13 protein-coding genes are annotated in these 18,002 nt (G+C 66.9%); 9 read left to right on the plus strand and 4 right to left on the minus strand.

Annotation, left to right across the window (positions count from 1 at the left end; all coding sequences use genetic code 11):
* From ybgF to AC1DZY_RS19450, 5 genes are all read left to right on the plus strand, one after another.
* Positions 1–652, plus strand: a 652-nt coding sequence (gene ybgF / locus AC1DZY_RS19430) for a tol-pal system protein YbgF (RefSeq protein WP_476821794.1), incomplete at its 5' end; no start/stop codon positions are given.
* Positions 649–1,698: a tRNA lysidine(34) synthetase TilS gene (gene tilS, locus AC1DZY_RS19435; protein WP_476821795.1), complete on the plus strand. Its 1,050-nt coding sequence runs from the start codon at positions 649–651 to the stop codon at positions 1,696–1,698. The genes ybgF and tilS, both read left to right, overlap by 4 nt.
* Before the next feature lie 110 nt (positions 1,699–1,808).
* Complete coding sequence (gene ftsH / locus AC1DZY_RS19440) at positions 1,809–3,734, plus strand: ATP-dependent zinc metalloprotease FtsH (protein WP_476821921.1); 1,926 nt, start codon at positions 1,809–1,811, stop codon at positions 3,732–3,734.
* 235 nt (positions 3,735–3,969) lie between these two features.
* Complete coding sequence (glmM, locus tag AC1DZY_RS19445) at positions 3,970–5,313, plus strand: phosphoglucosamine mutase (protein ID WP_476821796.1); 1,344 nt, start codon at positions 3,970–3,972, stop codon at positions 5,311–5,313.
* Positions 5,314–5,644: 331 nt separating this feature from the next.
* Entirely contained in the window at positions 5,645–6,529 is an 885-nt protein-coding gene (locus AC1DZY_RS19450; protein ID WP_476821797.1) for an outer membrane protein, read from the plus strand.
* 76 nt (positions 6,530–6,605) lie between these two features.
* Here AC1DZY_RS19450 and gpmI read toward each other — a convergent pair whose 3' ends face one another.
* Positions 6,606–8,120, minus strand: coding sequence for a 2,3-bisphosphoglycerate-independent phosphoglycerate mutase (gene gpmI / locus AC1DZY_RS19455; RefSeq protein WP_476821798.1), 1,515 nt, complete (start codon positions 8,118–8,120; stop codon positions 6,606–6,608).
* Positions 8,121–8,323: 203 nt separating this feature from the next.
* On the opposite strand from gpmI, the gene AC1DZY_RS19460 reads away from it, so the two are divergent.
* A complete protein-coding gene (locus tag AC1DZY_RS19460; RefSeq protein WP_476821799.1) occupies positions 8,324–9,010 on the plus strand; it encodes a glutathione S-transferase family protein in 687 nt (228 codons plus the stop codon).
* Between the two features lie 279 nt (positions 9,011–9,289).
* Positions 9,290–10,069, plus strand: a complete 780-nt coding sequence (locus tag AC1DZY_RS19465) for an outer membrane protein (protein WP_476821800.1) — start codon at positions 9,290–9,292, stop codon at positions 10,067–10,069.
* A 64-nt stretch (positions 10,070–10,133) separates the two neighbouring features.
* On the opposite strand, the gene AC1DZY_RS19470 is transcribed toward AC1DZY_RS19465, so the two are convergent.
* Positions 10,134–11,636 (minus strand): sensor histidine kinase, encoded by a 1,503-nt coding sequence (locus AC1DZY_RS19470; RefSeq protein ID WP_476821801.1) that lies wholly within the window; start codon positions 11,634–11,636, stop codon positions 10,134–10,136.
* A 304-nt stretch (positions 11,637–11,940) separates the two neighbouring features.
* Between AC1DZY_RS19470 and AC1DZY_RS19475 the strand changes: the two genes are divergently transcribed.
* A complete protein-coding gene (locus AC1DZY_RS19475) occupies positions 11,941–13,614 on the plus strand; it encodes a formate--tetrahydrofolate ligase (protein WP_476821802.1) in 1,674 nt (557 codons plus the stop codon).
* A 91-nt stretch (positions 13,615–13,705) separates the two neighbouring features.
* On the opposite strand, the gene AC1DZY_RS19480 is transcribed toward AC1DZY_RS19475, so the two are convergent.
* Positions 13,706–14,743 (minus strand): L-idonate 5-dehydrogenase, encoded by a 1,038-nt coding sequence (locus AC1DZY_RS19480; RefSeq protein WP_476821803.1) that lies wholly within the window; start codon positions 14,741–14,743, stop codon positions 13,706–13,708.
* A 272-nt stretch (positions 14,744–15,015) separates the two neighbouring features.
* Here AC1DZY_RS19480 and AC1DZY_RS19485 point away from each other — a divergent pair, with 272 nt between their 5' ends.
* Complete coding sequence (locus AC1DZY_RS19485) at positions 15,016–15,783, plus strand: SDR family NAD(P)-dependent oxidoreductase (protein ID WP_476821804.1); 768 nt, start codon at positions 15,016–15,018, stop codon at positions 15,781–15,783.
* Positions 15,784–15,944: 161 nt separating this feature from the next.
* Here the strand turns inward: AC1DZY_RS19485 and AC1DZY_RS19490 are convergent, their stop codons facing one another.
* Positions 15,945–17,936 carry a hypothetical protein gene (locus AC1DZY_RS19490; RefSeq protein WP_476821805.1) on the minus strand — a complete coding sequence of 664 codons (1,992 nt, stop codon included), beginning with the start codon at positions 17,934–17,936 and terminating at the stop codon, positions 15,945–15,947.
* Between the last annotated feature and the right edge of the window lie 66 nt (positions 17,937–18,002).

Raw genomic sequence — 18,002 nt, forward strand, 5'->3', positions numbered from 1 at the left:
CCGCCGGTCAGCCGCGCCCGCCGGTCAGCCGCGCCAGCGCCGCGGCGACGCGTTCGATCCGTCGCAGCAGCAGGGCGCGGCGGGTGCGCCGCGCCAGCTTGGCGGCGGCAATGGCGGCGCGATCGGCGAGATCATCGAAGAGGATTTCGCCGGGGTTCCCGGGCAGGGCCCTCTGGACCTCCAGGGCGTCGGCCGCGCCGTGCCGCAAGGCGCGCTGCCGCCGGCCCAGCCGCGCGGTCCAAGCGTCGCCGCAACCGGCGGCGCGACATCGGCGAAGGAAGCCTATGACCTCGCCTACGCCTCGGTGCTGCGCAAGGAATACGAGCAGGCCGAAATGGGCTTCCGCCAGTTCCTGCAAAGCTATCCGCGCGACCGCCTCGCCACCGACGCGACCTATTGGCTGGGCGAGAGCTATCTCCAGCGCCAGCGTTATCGCGAGGCCGCCGAGCAGTTCCTGAAGATCTCGCGTGAGAGCCCGAAATCCGCCAAGGCGCCCGACAGCCTGCTCAAGCTCGGCATGTCGCTGAACGGGCTCGGGGCCAAGGAGCAGGCATGCGCAACCTACGCCAAGGTGAGCATCGATTATCCGGCGGCTTCCAACGCGGTGCGCCAGGGCGTCGAGCGCCAGCGACGCGTCTCCGGCTGCGCTTGAACGCGTCGCCAGCCCCGGTCGACGAAAGCGCTCCGGTCTCCGCCGATGAGGCGGCGGCGCTGTTCGCCGGCCTCGGAACTGAAAAATCCCTCCTCGTCGCGGTCTCCGGCGGGCCTGACTCCGTCGCACTGCTGGTCCTGCTCGCCGGCTGGGCGCGCGCGCCGGGGCAGCCATCGCTTCGCGCCGCGACGGTCGATCATGGACTGCGCGAGGGTTCGGCCGCCGAGGCCGGCATGGTCGCCGCGCTCTGCGGCGAGCTCGACATCCCTCACGAGACCCTGCTCTGGACGGGGCGCAAGCCCGCGACGGGGTTGCAGGCGCGGGCGCGCAAGGCCCGCTACGCGCTGCTGGCCCAGGCTGCCGCGCGGCAAGGTGGCGCAGTCGTCGTAACCGCGCATACGCTCGAGGATCAGGCCGAGACGATGCTGATGCGAATGGCGCATGGCTCCGGCCCGACGGGGCTTGCCGGTATGCGCGCCCGCAGCGAGCGCGATGGCTTTCGGCTGGCGCGGCCGCTGCTCGGCGTCCCCAAGGCGCGGCTCGTCGCGACGCTGTCGCAACGCGATCTGCCGTTCGCCAGCGATCCGAGCAATCGCGATGCGCGTTTCGAGCGGGTGCGCTGGCGCGCCTTGATGCCGGCGCTGGCCGAAGCGGGCCTCAATGCGGCGCGGCTCGGGCTGCTGTCGCGGCGGCTGGCGCGCATGGAGGCTGCGTTGGCGGTCCAGACAGCGCGGCTCTGGCCGGAGCTTTTACTGGCCGATGCCGGAGCCGATGGAGTCGATCTGCGATTCTCCTCGCTCGTCGACGAGCCCGACGAGATCGCGCTGCGGATCGTCATGCGCGCGCTCGCCGTCGTCGCCGGAGACGGGCTGGCGCGGCTGGAACGGCTCGAATCCTGCTTGTCCGCCCTGCTGGAGGCGGCGCGCGGCGGCGTCGCCATGGCACGGACATTATCGGGTTGCGTGCTGGTTTTGCGTCGCGACGGCGTGCTTTGCGTCCGGCGCGAAGCGTCGCGGCGGCGGGGTGTTCACCCTGCGGCGTCATAAGATTGGCCGATCGGCCCGTTTCCCTTGGCAAGGGGGCGTGTCGCACCTAGATTAGCTGGCGCAAACCCCCGGCCTTCCCGGTTCGACCCGGCGGCCCGATCGGACACATGATGAATCCGAACTTCCGCAATTTCGCCCTCTGGGTGGTGATTTTCCTGCTGGTTCTGGCGCTCGTCACGCTGTTCCAAAGCCCGAGCCAGCGCGCCAGCACGAACGAGATTCCCTACAGCCAGCTCATAAACGAGTCGGAAGCGGGCCGCATCGCCAACGTCGTGGTCGCCGGCCAGGAAATCTCGGGCACCTTCTCGGATGGCCGCAGCTTCGTGACCTACGCGCCCTATGGCGATCCCGCTCTGTTGAAGACGCTGGCCCAGAAGGGCGTGCAGGTCTCGGCCCGCGCCCCGTCGGAGGGCACGCCGTGGTTCATGGCGCTGCTGGTCAATTCGCTGCCCTTCGTCATCTTCATCGGCCTGTGGATCTTCATGTCCCGCCAGATGCAGAACGGCGCCGGCCGCGCCATGGGCTTCGGCAAATCGAAGGCCAAGCTCCTGACCGAGGCGCATGGCCGCGTCACCTTCGAGGACGTCGCGGGCATCGACGAGGCCAAGGAAGACCTGCAGGAGATCGTCGAGTTCCTGCGCGATCCGCAGAAGTTCCAGCGGCTGGGCGGGCGCATTCCGCGCGGCGTGCTGCTCGTCGGCCCTCCCGGCACCGGCAAGACGCTGACGGCGCGCGCCGTCGCCGGCGAAGCCAATGTGCCGTTCTTCACCATCTCTGGCTCGGACTTCGTCGAGATGTTCGTCGGCGTCGGCGCGAGCCGCGTGCGCGACATGTTCGAGCAGGCCAAGAAGAATTCGCCCTGCATCATCTTCATCGACGAAATCGACGCCGTCGGCCGCCATCGCGGCGCCGGTCTCGGCGGCGGCAATGACGAGCGCGAGCAGACGCTGAACCAGCTGCTGGTCGAGATGGACGGCTTCGAGCCCAACGAGGGCGTGATCATCATCGCCGCGACCAACCGTCCCGACGTGCTCGATCCCGCGCTGCTGCGTCCGGGCCGCTTCGACCGCCAGATCGTGGTGCCCAATCCCGACGTCGCCGGCCGCGAGAAGATCCTCAAGGTCCATGTCCGCAAGGTGCCGATGGCTCCGGACGTCGACCTCAAGATCCTGGCGCGCGGCACGCCCGGCTTCTCCGGCGCCGATCTGATGAACCTCGTCAACGAGGCGGCGCTGCTGGCGGCCCGTCGCGGCAAGCGCATGGTCACCCATGCCGAGTTCGAGGACGCCAAGGACAAGGTCATGATGGGCGCCGAGCGCAAATCCATGGCGATGTCCGAGGAAGAGAAGAAGCTGACCGCCTATCACGAGGCCGGCCACGCCATCGTGGGCCTTTATGTGCCCGCCGGCATTCCGGTCCACAAGGCGACGATCATTCCGCGCGGCCGCGCGCTCGGCATGGTCAAGTTCCTGCCCGAGGGCGACCGCTACTCGATGAAGTTCAAGGAGTTCACCTCGCAACTCGCGGTCGCCATGGGCGGGCGCGTGGCGGAGGAAATGACCTTCGGCATGGAGAACGTCACCTCTGGCGCGACCGGCGACATCCAGCAGGCGACCAAGATGGCCAAGGCCATGGTCACCCAGATGGGTTACTCCAAGGAACTCGGCATGGTCGCCTATGGCGACAATCAGGAGGAGGTTTTCCTGGGCATGTCGATGGGCCGGACCCAGAGCCTGTCGGAAGCGACCGCGCAGAAGATCGACTCCGAGGTGCGCAAGCTGGTGCATCAGGGCTATCTCGACGCGACCGCGATCCTGACCGAGCATCACGAGCAGTTCGTGGCGGTCGCCGAGGCGCTGCTCGAGTTCGAGACGCTGACCGGCGACGAAATCCGCGACCTGATCGCAGGAAAACGCCCGGTGCGCGACGACGCCGACACGCCCCATGCCCCGCGTGGTTCGGCGGTGCCCAGCGCCGGCCGCGGCCGCAAGCGCGGAGAGCCCGATGCAGGGCTGGAGCCGCAGCCGCAGGCCTGATGCTCAAAGCATCGACACGACAGTAAAAAGGCGGCCTGTCGGGCCGCATTTTTCGTATCGGTTGCTGCCGTCGCCATGACCATCCGCAGGTGGGGGCGCGGCATGAAGCCCTAACCATATCGGGTCGCTGACGCTCGGACAGGACAGGTTCGGTCACAAAACGTGACGAGCCGGCAAGGATTTCCCGGTATAAGGCGTTGCTCGATCGCGCTCCCGGCGCCTGGACGGACTGACGATGACCCGCAAATATTTCGGCACCGACGGCATTCGTGGACGCGCCAATGGCGCGATCACGCCCGATCTCGCGCTCAAGGTCGGCCAGGCCGCCGGTGTCGCGTTCCGGCGCGGAAGCCACCGCCACCGCGTCGTGATCGGCAAGGATACGCGGCTGTCGGGCTACATGATCGAATACGCCATGGTCGCCGGCTTCACCTCGGTCGGCATGGATGTGATGCTGCTCGGCCCGATGCCGACGCCGGCGGTCGCGATGCTGACGCGTTCGATGCGGGCCGATCTCGGCGTGATGATCTCCGCCTCTCACAACGCCTATGAGGACAACGGCATCAAGCTGTTCGGGCCCGATGGCTACAAGCTCAACGACGAGGTCGAGGCCGAGATTTCGGCGCTGATCGATTCCGACATCTCGAAGCATCTTTCGTCCTCGCCGACGCTCGGCCGGGCCAAGCGCATCGACAGCGTGCATGCCCGCTATATCGAGTTCGCCAAGCGCACCATGCCGCGCAATATGAGCCTGGAAGGCCTGCGCATCGTCGTCGACTGCGCCAATGGCGCGGCCTACAAGGTCGCGCCCGAGGCGCTCTGGGAGCTTGGCGCGGAGGTGTTCTCGATTGGCGTCGAGCCCGACGGTTTCAACATCAACAAGGATGTCGGCTCGACCGCGCCCGCCGCGCTCGCCGCCAAGGTTCGGGAGCTGCGCGCCGATATCGGCATCGCGCTCGACGGCGACGCCGACCGCGTGCTGATCGTCGACGAGAACGGCCAGTCGGTCGATGGCGACCAGCTGATGGCGGTGATCGCGCGCAGCTGGCAGGAGGATGGCCGGCTCTCAGGCCCCGGCATCGTCGCCACCGTGATGTCCAATCTTGGCCTTGAGCGCTACCTCGCGGGCCTTGGCCTCTCGCTGGCGCGCACCGCGGTCGGTGATCGCTATGTGCTGGAGCACATGCGCGCGCATGGCTTCAACCTCGGTGGCGAGCAGTCGGGTCACATCATCCTGTCCGACTACGCCACGACGGGCGACGGGCTGGTCGCGGCGCTGCAATTGCTGGCCGTGGTCAAGCGCCAGGGCAAGCCGGTCTCCGAGGTCTGCCACTGCTTCGAGCCGCTGCCGCAGATCCTCAAGAACGTGCGCTACAAGCAGGGCCAGCCGCTCAAGGAAAAGCCGGTGGTCACGGCCATCGAGGCGGCGCGCCAGATGCTGGGCGAGAGCGGCCGGCTCGTCATCCGTCCGTCGGGCACCGAACCGGTGATCCGCGTCATGGCCGAGGGCGACGACCGTGATCTCGTCGAGCGCGCGGTCGACGAGGTCGTCGATGCGGTGACGAAGGCCGCGGCCTGAGGTGCTTCGCCGAACCTGACTGCTGCTTCGGCAAAACACACCGTCATTCCGGACAAGCGGCGTAGCCGCGCCGATCCGGAATCCATCATAAGGCGCTGTCGTCGCCCTATGATGGATTCCGGGTCTCCGCTTCGCTGCGCCCGGAATGACGGCGCCACTCGTTCAGCTTTGATCAAGTTAACATCCTGGTAAGTATAATGGCGGTCTTCAGACTTTCTTGAGGTTAAGTCTTAGGGTTAAGCCTCGTTTAAGAAATCGCTGTCATCGTCCTTCCTGTCGGTAACTCGCGCGGGCTGCGTTCCTGCTTCGCGCAAACACGAAGGACACTGCCATGGGCAGCCTGAAAACCCTCGCACTGGCAGGCGCCATGGCTGTCAGCGCATCCGCGTTCGCCAATGCCGCTGACTTTGCCTACGCGCCTCCCCCTCCGCCTCCGCCGCCCCATGAGTCGCTCGGCCTGAAGGGCACGATCTCGAGCGGCATCTATCTGCGTGGCGATGTCGGCGTCGGCCAGCTCAAGGTCCGCAAATACGATCAGCCCGATGTCATCTCGGCTGGCGGCCGCTTCTACGGCGAGACCGACAACCAGACCTTCTTCGCCGGCGCCGGTATCGGTTACCGCTTCAACAACTGGTTCCGCGTCGACGGCACGTTCGAATATCGCGGCGGCGGCCAGATCGGCGTCAGCGACTACCTGACCTATAATAACGGCTTCGGCCAGGTTCAGCAGACCAACACCTACAAGGGCAACCTGTCCTCGATGGTCGCGCTGTTCAACGGCTATGTCGACCTCGGCACCTGGAACTGTCTGACGCCCTATATCGGCGCCGGTATCGGCTACGCCACCAACACGATCAGCGGCTTGACCGACCAGGGCATCGTCTTCGCCGGCGGTCCGTCCTCGGCGACGCTCGGCACCGCCCGCAGCGGCGACAAGTCCGGCGTGGCCTGGGCGCTGATGGCCGGTGTCGGCTACGAGGTGAACAAGAACCTCACCCTCGAAGTCGGCTACCGCTACCTGAACCTCGGCGAGGCCCAGTCCGGCCGCATCCAGAACGCCTTCCTGCCGGAGAGCTACGCTCCGCTGAAGTCGAAGGAAATCGACAGCCACGACATCAAGATCGGCATGCGCTGGAACTTCGGCGAGCCCGATTGCTGCGGCCCGGTCGAGCGGCCGCTGACCTATCCGGCCCAGCCGGTCGTGCGCAAGTACTGATCCCGAAGCTTCGTCTTCGTGAACGCGGCGCGGACCTCTCGGTCCGCGCCATTTTTCTTTGGCCCAAGCCCGGCGCTCAGCGCAGCAGCGAGCGGCCGGTCATTTCGCTTGGTTGAGGCAGCTCCATCAGCGCCAGCAGCGTCGGGGCGATGTCGCCGAGGCGGCCATCGGCAAGCGCCATGCTGTCGCTGCCGACCAGCATGATTGGTACCGGGTTGGTGGTGTGGGCGGTGTGCGGCTCGCCGGTGACGGGGTCGACCATCAGTTCGCAATTGCCGTGGTCGGCCGTGACCAGAAGCGCGCCTCCCGCCCTGCCGATGGCGTCCGCGATCAGGCCGAGCCCGATATCGACGGTTTCGACCGCCCTGATCGCGGCCGACAGCACGCCGGTATGGCCGACCATGTCGGGATTGGCGAAGTTCAGCACGACGAGATCGTAAACGCCCGAGCCGATCGCCTCGACGGCGCGGCGCGTCAGTTCGGGGGCGGACATTTCGGGCTGGAGATCATAGGTCGCGACCTTGGGGGAGGGCACCATCACGCGGTCCTCGCCGGTGAGGGGTGTCTCCTCGCCGCCGTTGAAGAAATAGGTGACGTGCGGGTATTTCTCGGTTTCGGCCATGCGGACCTGCTTCAGGCCGGCTTTGGCGACGGTTTCGCCGAGGCCGTTGGCCAGCGTCTGCGGCTGGAACAAGGCGGGCATCAGCGGGCTGAGTTCGGCGCTGTAGGCGGTCATGCTGACAGCCTTGGCCAGCAGCGGCCGGCGCGGCCTGGCAAAGCCGGCGAAATCCGGCTGCAGCACGGCGGCAAGGATTTCGCGGATACGGTCGGAGCGAAAGTTGAAGCTGAGCAGGCCGTCGCCGTCGCGCATGCCGCCAAAGCCCGCGATCACCGCCGGCACGATGAATTCGTCGTTGACGCCTTCAGCATAGGCGCCGGCGATCACGGCTGGCGCATCCGCGAAGCTTTCGCCCTCGCCCAGCACCATGGCGCGCCAGGCCTGCTCGACGCGCTCCCAGCGATTGTCGCGGTCCATCGCGTAATAGCGGCCCGACAGCGTGGCGATCGTCGCTTGCGCCGGCAAAGCGGCGACGAAGCTCGCGATATAGTCGGACGCCGATTGCGGCGGCGTATCGCGCCCGTCGGTGAAGATGTGGACGCGGACGGGAATCGCGTGCCGCACCAGGATATGCGCTAGCGCGACGGCATGGTCCTGATGGGCGTGGACGCCGCCCGGCGAGACCAGGCCGAGGAGATGGCAGGCGCCGCCGCTGGCCTTCAGCGCATCGACGAGGCCCGATTCCAGCAGGGTCGTCTCGAGCGAGCCGTCCGCGACCGCCTGGTTGATGCGCGGCAGATCCTGCATGACGACACGGCCGGCGCCGAGATTGAGGTGGCCGACCTCGGAATTGCCCATCTGGCCGCCGGGCAATCCGACATCGAGTCCCGAGGTCGTCAGGAAAGCGTGCGGCGACGAGGCCCAGAGCCGGTCGAAATTCGGCGTGCGCGCGAGGCGCACGGCGTTGTTCTCAGCCTCCTCGCGCCAGCCCCAGCCGTCGAGGATCATCAGCATCACCGGGCGTTTGGGCATGTCTCGTCCTTATCAGCGGAGCGACTGGATCACGGCGCGATAGCACAGGCTTTTGCCATGGGCGAGGCGCGGCATGACCTGCCTGGCGCTCATGCCTGTCAACGCATTTTTGATGAGCGCGCGCCTGCCCGGCTGCCTATGCTGCGCCCGGTCCGACGGCAAAGCCGCGGATGGCTGTCGTTGCTCGCCAAGGAGACGTTTCCGTGATCAAGCTGTACTATCACCCCTCGCCGAACCCGGCGAAGATCGCCCTCTTCCTGGAAGAGGCCGGCGTCCCCTACGAACTCGTGCCGGTCGATACCCGCAAGGGCGACCAGTTCAAGCCGGAGTTCGTGGCGCTCAATCCCAACGCCAAGACCCCGGTGCTGACCGATGGCGACGTCACAATCTTCGACAGCAGCGCGATCCTGCTCTATCTCGCCGAGAAGACCGGCAAGTTCCTGCCGGAGAACACGCCGAAGGCGCGCGGCGAGATGCTGTCCTGGCTGATGTTCGTCGCCACCGGCATCGGTCCCTATTGCGGCCAGGCCGTGCATTTCTCGCGCTTTGCGCCGGAGAAGGTGCCCTACGCGATCAACCGCTATGCCCGCGAGGCCGAGCGCCACTGGGGCATCATCGATGTGCAGCTCGGCAAGCATCGCTACATGCTCGGCGACGCCTATACGCTGATCGACATGGCGGTCTGGGGCTGGTCGACGCGGGCGCAGTTTGCGCTCGGCGACGAGGCCTTCGGCAAGCTTGTCAACGTCAAGCGCCATCTCGACGAGATTTCGGCGCGGCCCGCGGCCCAGCGCGCCGTGGCGCTGAAGGACAAGTTCACCTTCAAGACCGAGATGGACGAGGCGGCGCGCAAGATCCTGTTCCCGCAGAACGCGCATCTGGTGGCCTGACGAAACCCGGCAAGGCCCGCGCGGCGGGCCTTGCCGGCCAAGACACGCAAGGTTGAGAAGCTGCTTCGACAGCGAAATCAGCGTTACCGAAAGATGAATCGATTCGGCGTTAATCGCCTGTAAAGGCTGTCACGAGGATTTGATCGTTTCGGTGGGTCTATCCGGCGCTTGGAATCGGGTGTTGCATTCCGGTCATAGCGTTGCGAACGGGTTTGATCCATTAGATCACTCACGCGATGTCGAGCCGCCTCGCGGCGAATTTTTTCTGGAGTATGCCTGATGAACAAATCCATTCTTTCTGCCCTGGCGCTGGTCGCGCTGAGCGGCTCCGCCTTCGCCGCCGACCTGCCGTCGCGCAAGGGCCCGGTCTACGCTCCGGTCGCCCCGATCTTCACCTGGACCGGCTTCTACGTCGGCGCGAACGCCGGCGCCGCTTTCGGCACCAACGACCTGTCGCTGACCGGCACGGCCGCCAACACCATCGCCAACGTCGGCGCGCTGCGCCGTCCGCAGTCGATCGATACCGACAAGACCGGCTTCATCGGTGGTGGCCAGGTCGGCTACAACTACCAGATCGGCCAGATCGTCCTCGGCGCCGAGGCTGACTTCCAGTACACCGACCTGAAGAAGACCACATCGTTCCTGGGCACCAGCGGCGCGACCTCGACCTTCCGCAACGAGACGGAATATCTCGGCACCGTGCGTGGCCGTGTCGGCTATGCCATCGACCGGTTCCTGCCCTACGTCACCGGCGGTCTCGCCTATGGCAGCGTCAAGAACCGCGCCACCTTCTTCAGCGCGACGGTTCCCGGCCAGATCGACTATATCGGCGCCCGCAGCGACACGCAGGTCGGCTACACCATCGGTGGTGGCCTCGAATACGCCTTCACCAGCAACCTCTCGGCCAAGGCCGAATACCTCTATTACGACCTCGGCAAGAAGAACAACCCGGTCGTCCTGACCGCGGCCGGCCCCGCCGGCGGCTCCTACGTCGCCAAGAACGAGACCACTGGCCACATCGTCCGCGTCGGCCTGAACTACCGCTTCAGCACGTTCTGATCGTCCGCATCCGCGGGTATGACGAAGGCCCCCGCTCCGCGGGGGCCTTTTTCTTTGAGCTACGTCAGGTCGCGGCGTCGCCATCGCCCTCCTTGAGGGCATCGAGGGGGGCGTCGAGCGTGAAGACCACGCCCGCCGGCGGATAGGCGGTTTCGCTGCGGCCGCGCACCGACGGAAAGGTCCGCTCGATCAGGCGCGAACCGAATCCGCGTCGGGTCGGCGTCGCCACCGGGGGGCCGTCCCGCTCCTGCCAGCGCAGGCGGAACTGGCGCTCGCCATCGATGTCGTCGATCCGCCAGGTCAGGGAGATCCGGCCGGTCTGGTTCGAGAGCGCGCCGTATTTGACGGCGTTGGTGGCGAGTTCGTGGAGCATCAGCGTCAACGCCAGCGCGGCCTTGCGGCCGAGCGTGACGTCGGGGCCGGCGACGGTGAAGCGCTCGGGCTCTCCCTGGATGCCGATGACGCTGTCGACGATCCGCGCCAGCGCCGCATCGGCCCAGTTTGCATCGACGAGCACGTCATGCGCCCGCGAAAGGGCGGAAAGCCGCGCGCCGAACACGGCGCCCGCGTCTTCCAGCGAGGTGGCGTTGCGCATGGTCTGCGAGGCGATGGCCTGGACCATGGCGAGCGAGTTCTTCACCCGGTGCGCCAGTTCCTGCGTCAGCAGGCGCTGCTGCGCCTCCGCCTCCTTGCGTTCGGTGATGTCGAGATGCGCGCCGACGAGGCGGATGGCCTTTCCGGTCTCGTCACGCTCGATCTGGGCCAGCGCCTGAATCCAGCGCACGGCTCCGTCCGAGGGCCTGACGATTCGATATTCCGCCTGATAGTCGCGCGCCGAACCCGCGACCGCCTCGCGGAAGTGGCCCTCGACAGCGGCGCGCTCCTGCGGATGGATTCGACCGACCCAGTCCTCGTGGCTCTCACGCGCGGCCTCGGGCGGCAGGCCGTGAACCAGAAGATATTCAGGTGAGCGACGATTGCGGAAGCCGTCGCGCAGATCGACCTCGAGCCCGCCGACGCGGCCGATCTTCTGGACCTGCGCCAGTTCCTGCTCGCGGCGGCGAAGCTCGCTTTCGGCCGCGTCGCGGGCGCGCAGCGCATTCACGGCGGCCGTCGTCTCGGTGACGATGGCAAGGATGCCGGCGACCAAGCCGGCGCCGTCCAGAACGGGGCTGTAATCGACCGTAAGCCAGACATCCTCAGCGACCCCGTTGCGGTGCAGGACCAGCGGGAGATCGCGATAGGAGAGCGCTTCGCCGCGATGCAGCGTCGCCAGCACTTCGCGATGAAAATCGAGCAGTTCGGGCCAGGCGTCGAAGATGCTGCGGCCGAGAATGAGCGGATGCCGGGCGCCGGCGATCACGGCATAGGCGTCGTTGTAGACCTGAATTCCGGCCTCGCCCCAGATCAGGGTCATCGGCGTCGACGAGAGCAGCACCATCTGCATGGCCGCGCGCAGTTCGGCCGGCCAGCGCGACGGCGCGCCGAGCACGCTTTCCGACCCCGTCCAGCGCCGCAGCAGGTCGCCGACCCCGCCGCCGCCGAACGGCCAATCCCCCTTCGTCATGGCTCCATTCCCCCGAATAGATCAGCCCGTCACGTCGGGAGCCGCCATCGAACGCTATCATGCCGATCGTTAGCTTGCGACCGAGCCCGCAAGCGCGACCCGCGGCTCGCCAACCGCTCTCTCCCGATCGGAATGACTACCAGCAGTCTCCGCTCCGGTATGCGTCAAATGACATGTGGGCTTCCTGTGTCTGAAGGCCGTTCGAGCCGGGAAAGCAGTGGCGGCTAGGCGGGTTTCGCGGCAATCTCCCGGAAACTGGTCCGTGGCCGCCTTGCGGGCTTCAGGACGCCACCGAGGGGACGGGATGCCGACCGATATCGAGATTGCGCGCGCCGCCAGCTTGCGGCCGATCGCGACCATTGCCGATGCTGCGGGCATCCCCGCCGATGCCCTCAATCCCTATGGCAAGTTCATCGCCAAGGTCGATACGACCGCGATCCCGGGTTTCGCGGGCAAGCCCGACGGTAAACTGATCCTTGTCACCGCGATCAGCCCGACGCCGGCGGGCGAGGGCAAGACGACCACGACGGTGGGGCTCGGCGACGGGCTGGCGCGCATCGGCAAGCGCACCATGATCGCGCTGCGCGAGCCCTCGCTGGGGCCGTGTTTCGGCGTCAAGGGCGGGGCCGCCGGCGGCGGCTATGCGCAGGTCGTGCCGATGGAGCAGATCAACCTGCATTTCACCGGCGATTTCCACGCCATCACCTCGGCGCATAATCTGCTGGCGGCGCTGGTCGACAACCATGTCTACTGGGGCAACGGCCTCGGGCTCGACACGCGCCACATCGCCTGGCGGCGGGTGATGGACATGAACGACCGCGCCCTGCGCTCGACCGTCTCCTCGCTCGGCGGCGCCAGCAACGGCTTTCCGCGCGAGGATGGCTTCGACATCACGGTGGCCTCCGAGGTGATGGCGATCTTCTGCCTCGCCAAGGACCTTGCCGATCTGGAGGCGCGGCTAGGCAAGATCGTCATCGGCCGCACCCGCGACAAGCGCCAGGTCACGGCAGCCGAACTCAAGGCGACCGGCGCGATGAGCGTGCTGCTCAAGGACGCGGTGATGCCCAATCTGGTGCAGACGCTGGAAGGCACGCCGGCTTTCGTGCATGGCGGCCCCTTCGCCAACATCGCCCATGGCTGCAATTCGGTGATCGCGACGCGGGCCGCGCTCAAGCTCGCCGATTATGTCGTGACCGAAGCCGGCTTCGGGGCCGATCTCGGGGCCGAGAAGTTCTTCGACATCAAGTGCCGCAAGGCCGGGTTGAAGCCGGCGGCGGCCGTGATCGTCGCGACCGTGCGGGCGCTCAAGATGCATGGCGGCGTCGCCAAGGACGCGCTGGGAAACGAGAACCTGCCGGCGCTCGAGGCGGGCCTCGCCAATCTCGCCCGCCATGTCCAGAACATCCGCAAATTCGGCGTGCCTCCGATCGTTGCGATCAACAACTTCACCGCCGATACCGCAGCCGAACATGCGCTGATCGCGAATTACTGCCGCAACCATCTCGGCGTCGAGGCCGTGATCTGCCGGCACTGGGCCGATGGCGGCGCGGGCACCGAAGAACTGGCGCACAAGGTCGTGGCGCTGGCGGAAGGCGGCGAGGCCGATTTCGCGCCGCTCTATCCCGACGCCATGCCGCTATGGGACAAGCTGGAGACGGTGGCTCGCGAAATCTATGGCGCGGGCGGTCTTTCGGCCGACGCCAAGGTGCGCGCCCGCTTCGCCGAACTGGAGGCAGCAGGACATGGCGGCCTGCCCGTCTGCGTGGCCAAGACGCAATATTCGTTCTCGGCCGACCCGACGCTGCGCGGGGCTCCGTCGGGACATACCGTCAATGTCCGCGAGCTCAGGCTCTCTGCCGGGGCAGGTTTCGTCGTGGCGATCTGCGGCGACATCATGACGATGCCGGGCCTGCCACGCGAGCCTGCGGCCGAGCGCATCCATATCGACGCGAACGGGCGAATCGAAGGGTTGTTCTGACATCGGGCGTCATGGTCGGCCCTGAGCCGATCATCTCGTGGGGAGTTTGATTCTGCACGAGACGCTCGGGGCAAGCCCGAGCATGACGCCGCTAGGCGAACGCCAACTGCACCTTCATCGCCTTGCTCTTGTCCGCCGCCAGATCGAAGGCCTCGACCGCGCGCTCGACCGGGATCGAGGCGGTGAGCAGCGGCGTGAGGTCGATATCGCCCGAACCGATCATCGCGACCGCCCAGTCGAACTCCTCATGGAAGCGGAAGGAGCCGCGCAGGTCGAATTCCTTGGAGACGAGGACGTTCATCGGCAGGGTGAAATTCCCGCCGACGCCGATCTGCACGATGACGCCGCCCGGGCGCACGACATCGAAGGCGCCGGTCAGCGCATGCTGGTTGCCCGACGCCTCGAACATCACGTCGAAGGCGCCCTTCTGAGCGCCGTATTCGGCCTTCAGCCGGTCGGGCTCAGCCATCACATTGATCGCGGCGGTCGCGCCCATCTTGAGCGCCGTCGGCAGCGGCCCGTCGACGACGTCGGTCGCGACGATCTCGGCCGCGCCGGCGGCTTTTGCGGCGACTATGGCGAGCACGCCGATCGGGCCTGAGCCCGTCACCAGCACGCGCTTGCCGAGCAGTGGCCCGGCGCGCCTGGCGGCGTGCAGGCAAACCGAGAGCGGCTCGGCGAAGGCCGCCATCGCCGCGCTGACGCCAGCTGCCACCTTCACCGCCTGACGCTCCTCGATCACGAGGACATCGCGAAAGCCGCCCTGGACATGGGGGAAGCGCATCGCCGAGCCGTAGAACAGCATGTCCACGCAGTGCTGCTGCTGGCCCATCTGGCAATAGCGGCAATGGCCGCAGGCGCGGCTGGGATTGACCGCGACGCGGTCACCGGGTTTTACGCGCGACACCTCGCCGCCGACGGCCTCGACCATGCCGGCGATCTCATGGCCGAGGATCAGCGGCTCGCGCACGCGGATCGTGCCGAAGCCGCCATGCAGGTAATAATGCAGGTCGGAGCCGCAAATGCCGCCGGCTTCGATCCGGACGCGGACATCGAGCGGGCCTAGCTCCGGCGCGGTCGTCGCCTCGACGCGCAGGTCTTTCTCGGAATGGATGACGACGGCGCGCATGGTGGTGTTTCCTTCAACTCGACGCCGACTTGTACCACTCAGCCCTCATCCTGAGGAGCGGGCGCAGCCCGCGTCTCGATGGATGCCCCAGCTTGCGCCGGAGCCTTCTGGAGCATCCTTCGAGACGCCGCTGCGCGGCTCCTCAGGATGAGGGCTGAGTCGAGTTGCGGCGGCTTCCGCCCGGTTGTCTAATCGATTGAATGATGCTTAGCGAAATCGACCCTGCCGCTGCAAACCAAAACTGCCCGGCGAGACAAAAAGAGGAAGCCGCCATGTCGCTGTCGCTGTTCAGCCTGGAAGGCAGGATCGCGCTGATCACCGGCTCGGGCCAGGGCATCGGTCTCGCCATGGCGGAGGGCCTGTCGGAAGCCGGCGCGCATGTCGTGTTGAACGGGCGCGACAAGGCAAAGCTGGAGAGCGCGCATGCGGCCCTCGTCTCGGCCGGGCGCAAGGCGTCGATCGCGGCCTTCGACGTCACCGATCATGTCGCGGTCGAGGCCGGCGTCGCGGCGATCGAGGCCGAAATCGGGCCGATCGGCATCCTGATCAACAATGCCGGTATCCAGCGACGCGGGCCGATCACCGAGTTTCCGATCGCGGACTGGCATGAGGTGGTCAATACCAACCTGAATTCGGTCTTCTACGTCACGCAGGCCGTCGCCAAGCGCATGGTGCCGCGCCGAAGCGGCAAGATCGTCAATATCGGCTCGGTCCAGAGCGAACTCGGCCGCCCGACGATCATCCCCTATACCGCGACCAAAGGCGCTGTGAAGATGATGACGCGCGGTCTTGCGGCCGAACTCGGCAGGCACAACATCCAGGCGAACGCGATCGGGCCGGGCTATTTCACCACCGAGATCAACAAGGCGCTGATCGCCGACGAGGCCTTCTCGACCTGGATCAAAAGCCGCACGCCGGCCGGGCGCTGGGGCGAGACGAAAGAGCTGATCGGCGCCGCGATCTTCCTGTCCTCGGCGGCGTCCGACTACGTCAACGGCCATCTGCTGATGGTCGATGGCGGGCTGACGGCGGTGGTGTGACCGCTCTTTGACGGAACCTCCGCCGTCATTCCGGACAAGCGGCGAAGCCGCGCCGATCCGGAATCCATCATCGAGCACTGTCGCGCTCTACGATGGATTCCGGGTCTGCGTTGCGCTGCGCCCGGAATGACCGTGGAAAGGTTTCGGGCAATTCAGCCAGATCAGCTCCGCTTGCCCTGCGGGTCCGGGTGGCCGTCGATGCGCATCTGGAACAGGAAATAGGTCGGCGAGCAGAAGCCGTAATCCTTGACCACCCCGGTCGCGCCGGGCACGTCGTCGGGGATCGCCTGACACATATAGTCCTCGCGGCAGAAATTCGTCGCGCTGCAGGTGCCGCGGTTGCCGCGCGTCACCGCCTTCGACAGACAGGCGTCGAAGTTGTTGGTCGCGACGCAGTCGTCGAAGGCTTTTCCACCCGCGAGCCCGCAGATCTCGTCGGGGACCTTTCCGCCGGCAAAGCCCGCGAAGCTCTTGTCGGCCGGCGTGCACTGGCGATAGGCCATGCCGCCGGGTACGCCGATCTTGGCCGGCCGACAGTTGAAGCCCGTCGGCGAGAAGCCGGTCGCCATAGCGCCGAACTGGCCGGTCTGGACGTAGCGGTCGAGATAGGGCTTGCCGCTCGCGGTCGTGATCGCGCCGGTGAGACAGGGCTGGCCCGAGAAGTTGCGGGCCTCCTCGAGCTTGAGACACTGCCCCAGTTCGAGCCCGACCGAGGGGTTGGCGATGATCGCCTTGCAGGTCGAGCCCGCGCCGCAGCTCCAGCTTTCGCCGAGGGCTTTCCGCGCGCTTTCGGTCAGGCAGGGCATGGTCAGCCCGGCCATGCGATAGCTCGCCGCTTTGCCGGCCTCCCAGCGCGCCGGCGGCGCGAAGGAGAGCGGCCGGTAGCGATCGGGCTCGCGGCCAGCCGCCACCGCCTCGACATAGGCCGCGCGGCGCGCCGTCTCGGCATGGAAATGCGGGGAGACGCCGACCTTGATCCGGTTGAGCGCCGAGGTCGAGGCGTCGTCGGCGCCGAACATATGGAAGCCGGCCGTGGCATTGGCCTGATGGCAGCCCATGCAGGAGCCGTTGTCGAGCCGCTCGATCACGGCGCGGGGCGTCCGCACGAGTCGCGTCGCGGAGAGGTCGAGCCCGGCCAGTGCGTCTGCCGGCAATGCCTCGGTAAAGGGGTGGTTGGCGAGCCGCGCACTGCCGAAGGTCGAGTAGGAGATCGCCTTGGTTGCGAGGAAGCGCTCGGGAAGCAGATAGACGCCGCTGTCGATCGCCGGGACGTGGCTGCGGACGTAGTCGACGAGGTCCTGGCGCAGCGCGGCATCGCTTTTCAAGCGCGGCAGGTCTGGCGTGTTCTCCAGCGGCTTCGGCGTCAGCGCCCAGGCGGCGCCGGCCTTCGCGGCCGAGAAAACCCGCATCAGATAGGCCGCCTGCCCGCCGAACTGCGTTTCCATCCCCGAAGGAAAACGCACGATCTGGGCGTTGATCTCGACCTGTTTCAGGGTCATGCGGCGGGGCGAGAGCGGCCCGTCCGCAAGCGCTTTGGCGAGGCTTGCAGCGTCTGCTCCCGGCTGGCGCTGCCAGAGCCGGGCGGCATCAGTGCAGCTTTCACCGGGCAGGGCGGACGCCGCGAAGACGGCGTTCAACGTGAAGGGCAGGCGCGAGGCGAGGCGGCGCTTGAGCTTCGCGTCCTGGAAGGAATAGGCGAGGCGGTAGATCAGCCTGATCTCGCCGCAGCCCTGCTCGCCGCCAAGGCTTCCGAAATCGCGCCGGTCGAGCCGGTTGACGATGGCTGCGAGCCTGAACTGCGCGATCGGCGAGTTGAGCCAGCCGAGATCGATGATGCGGCCGACATTGCCGTCGGTGACCTCGTAGAGCTTGCGGCCATTGGCCAGCATCTCCGCCCGCAAGCCGGCGACATCGTCGCGGACATGCTGGGCCAGCGTGCGGTAGGCGGGGTTCGTGCCGGCGAGGTCCGCGGTCGTATTTGCCTGCGCCTGTCCAAGGATCGCGCCGAACGAAAAGCCGGCGGCCTCGACCTGCCGCAGGGTGGCGACATCCTGCACGTCGGTCAGAACGGTCTGCTGCGCGAGGGCCGCAAGGCTGGACAGCGCCAGGCCGAAAGCTGTCAGCGTGGTCCTGAGGCCGGCCAACCAGCGCATTCGTGTTTCCCCCGGACAAAGCGCTCGCCCAAGCGCAGGCAAGAATAGCGAGTTTGTGGCGTTGGG

This window comes from Allobosea sp. P2_A10, assembly GCF_056405115.1.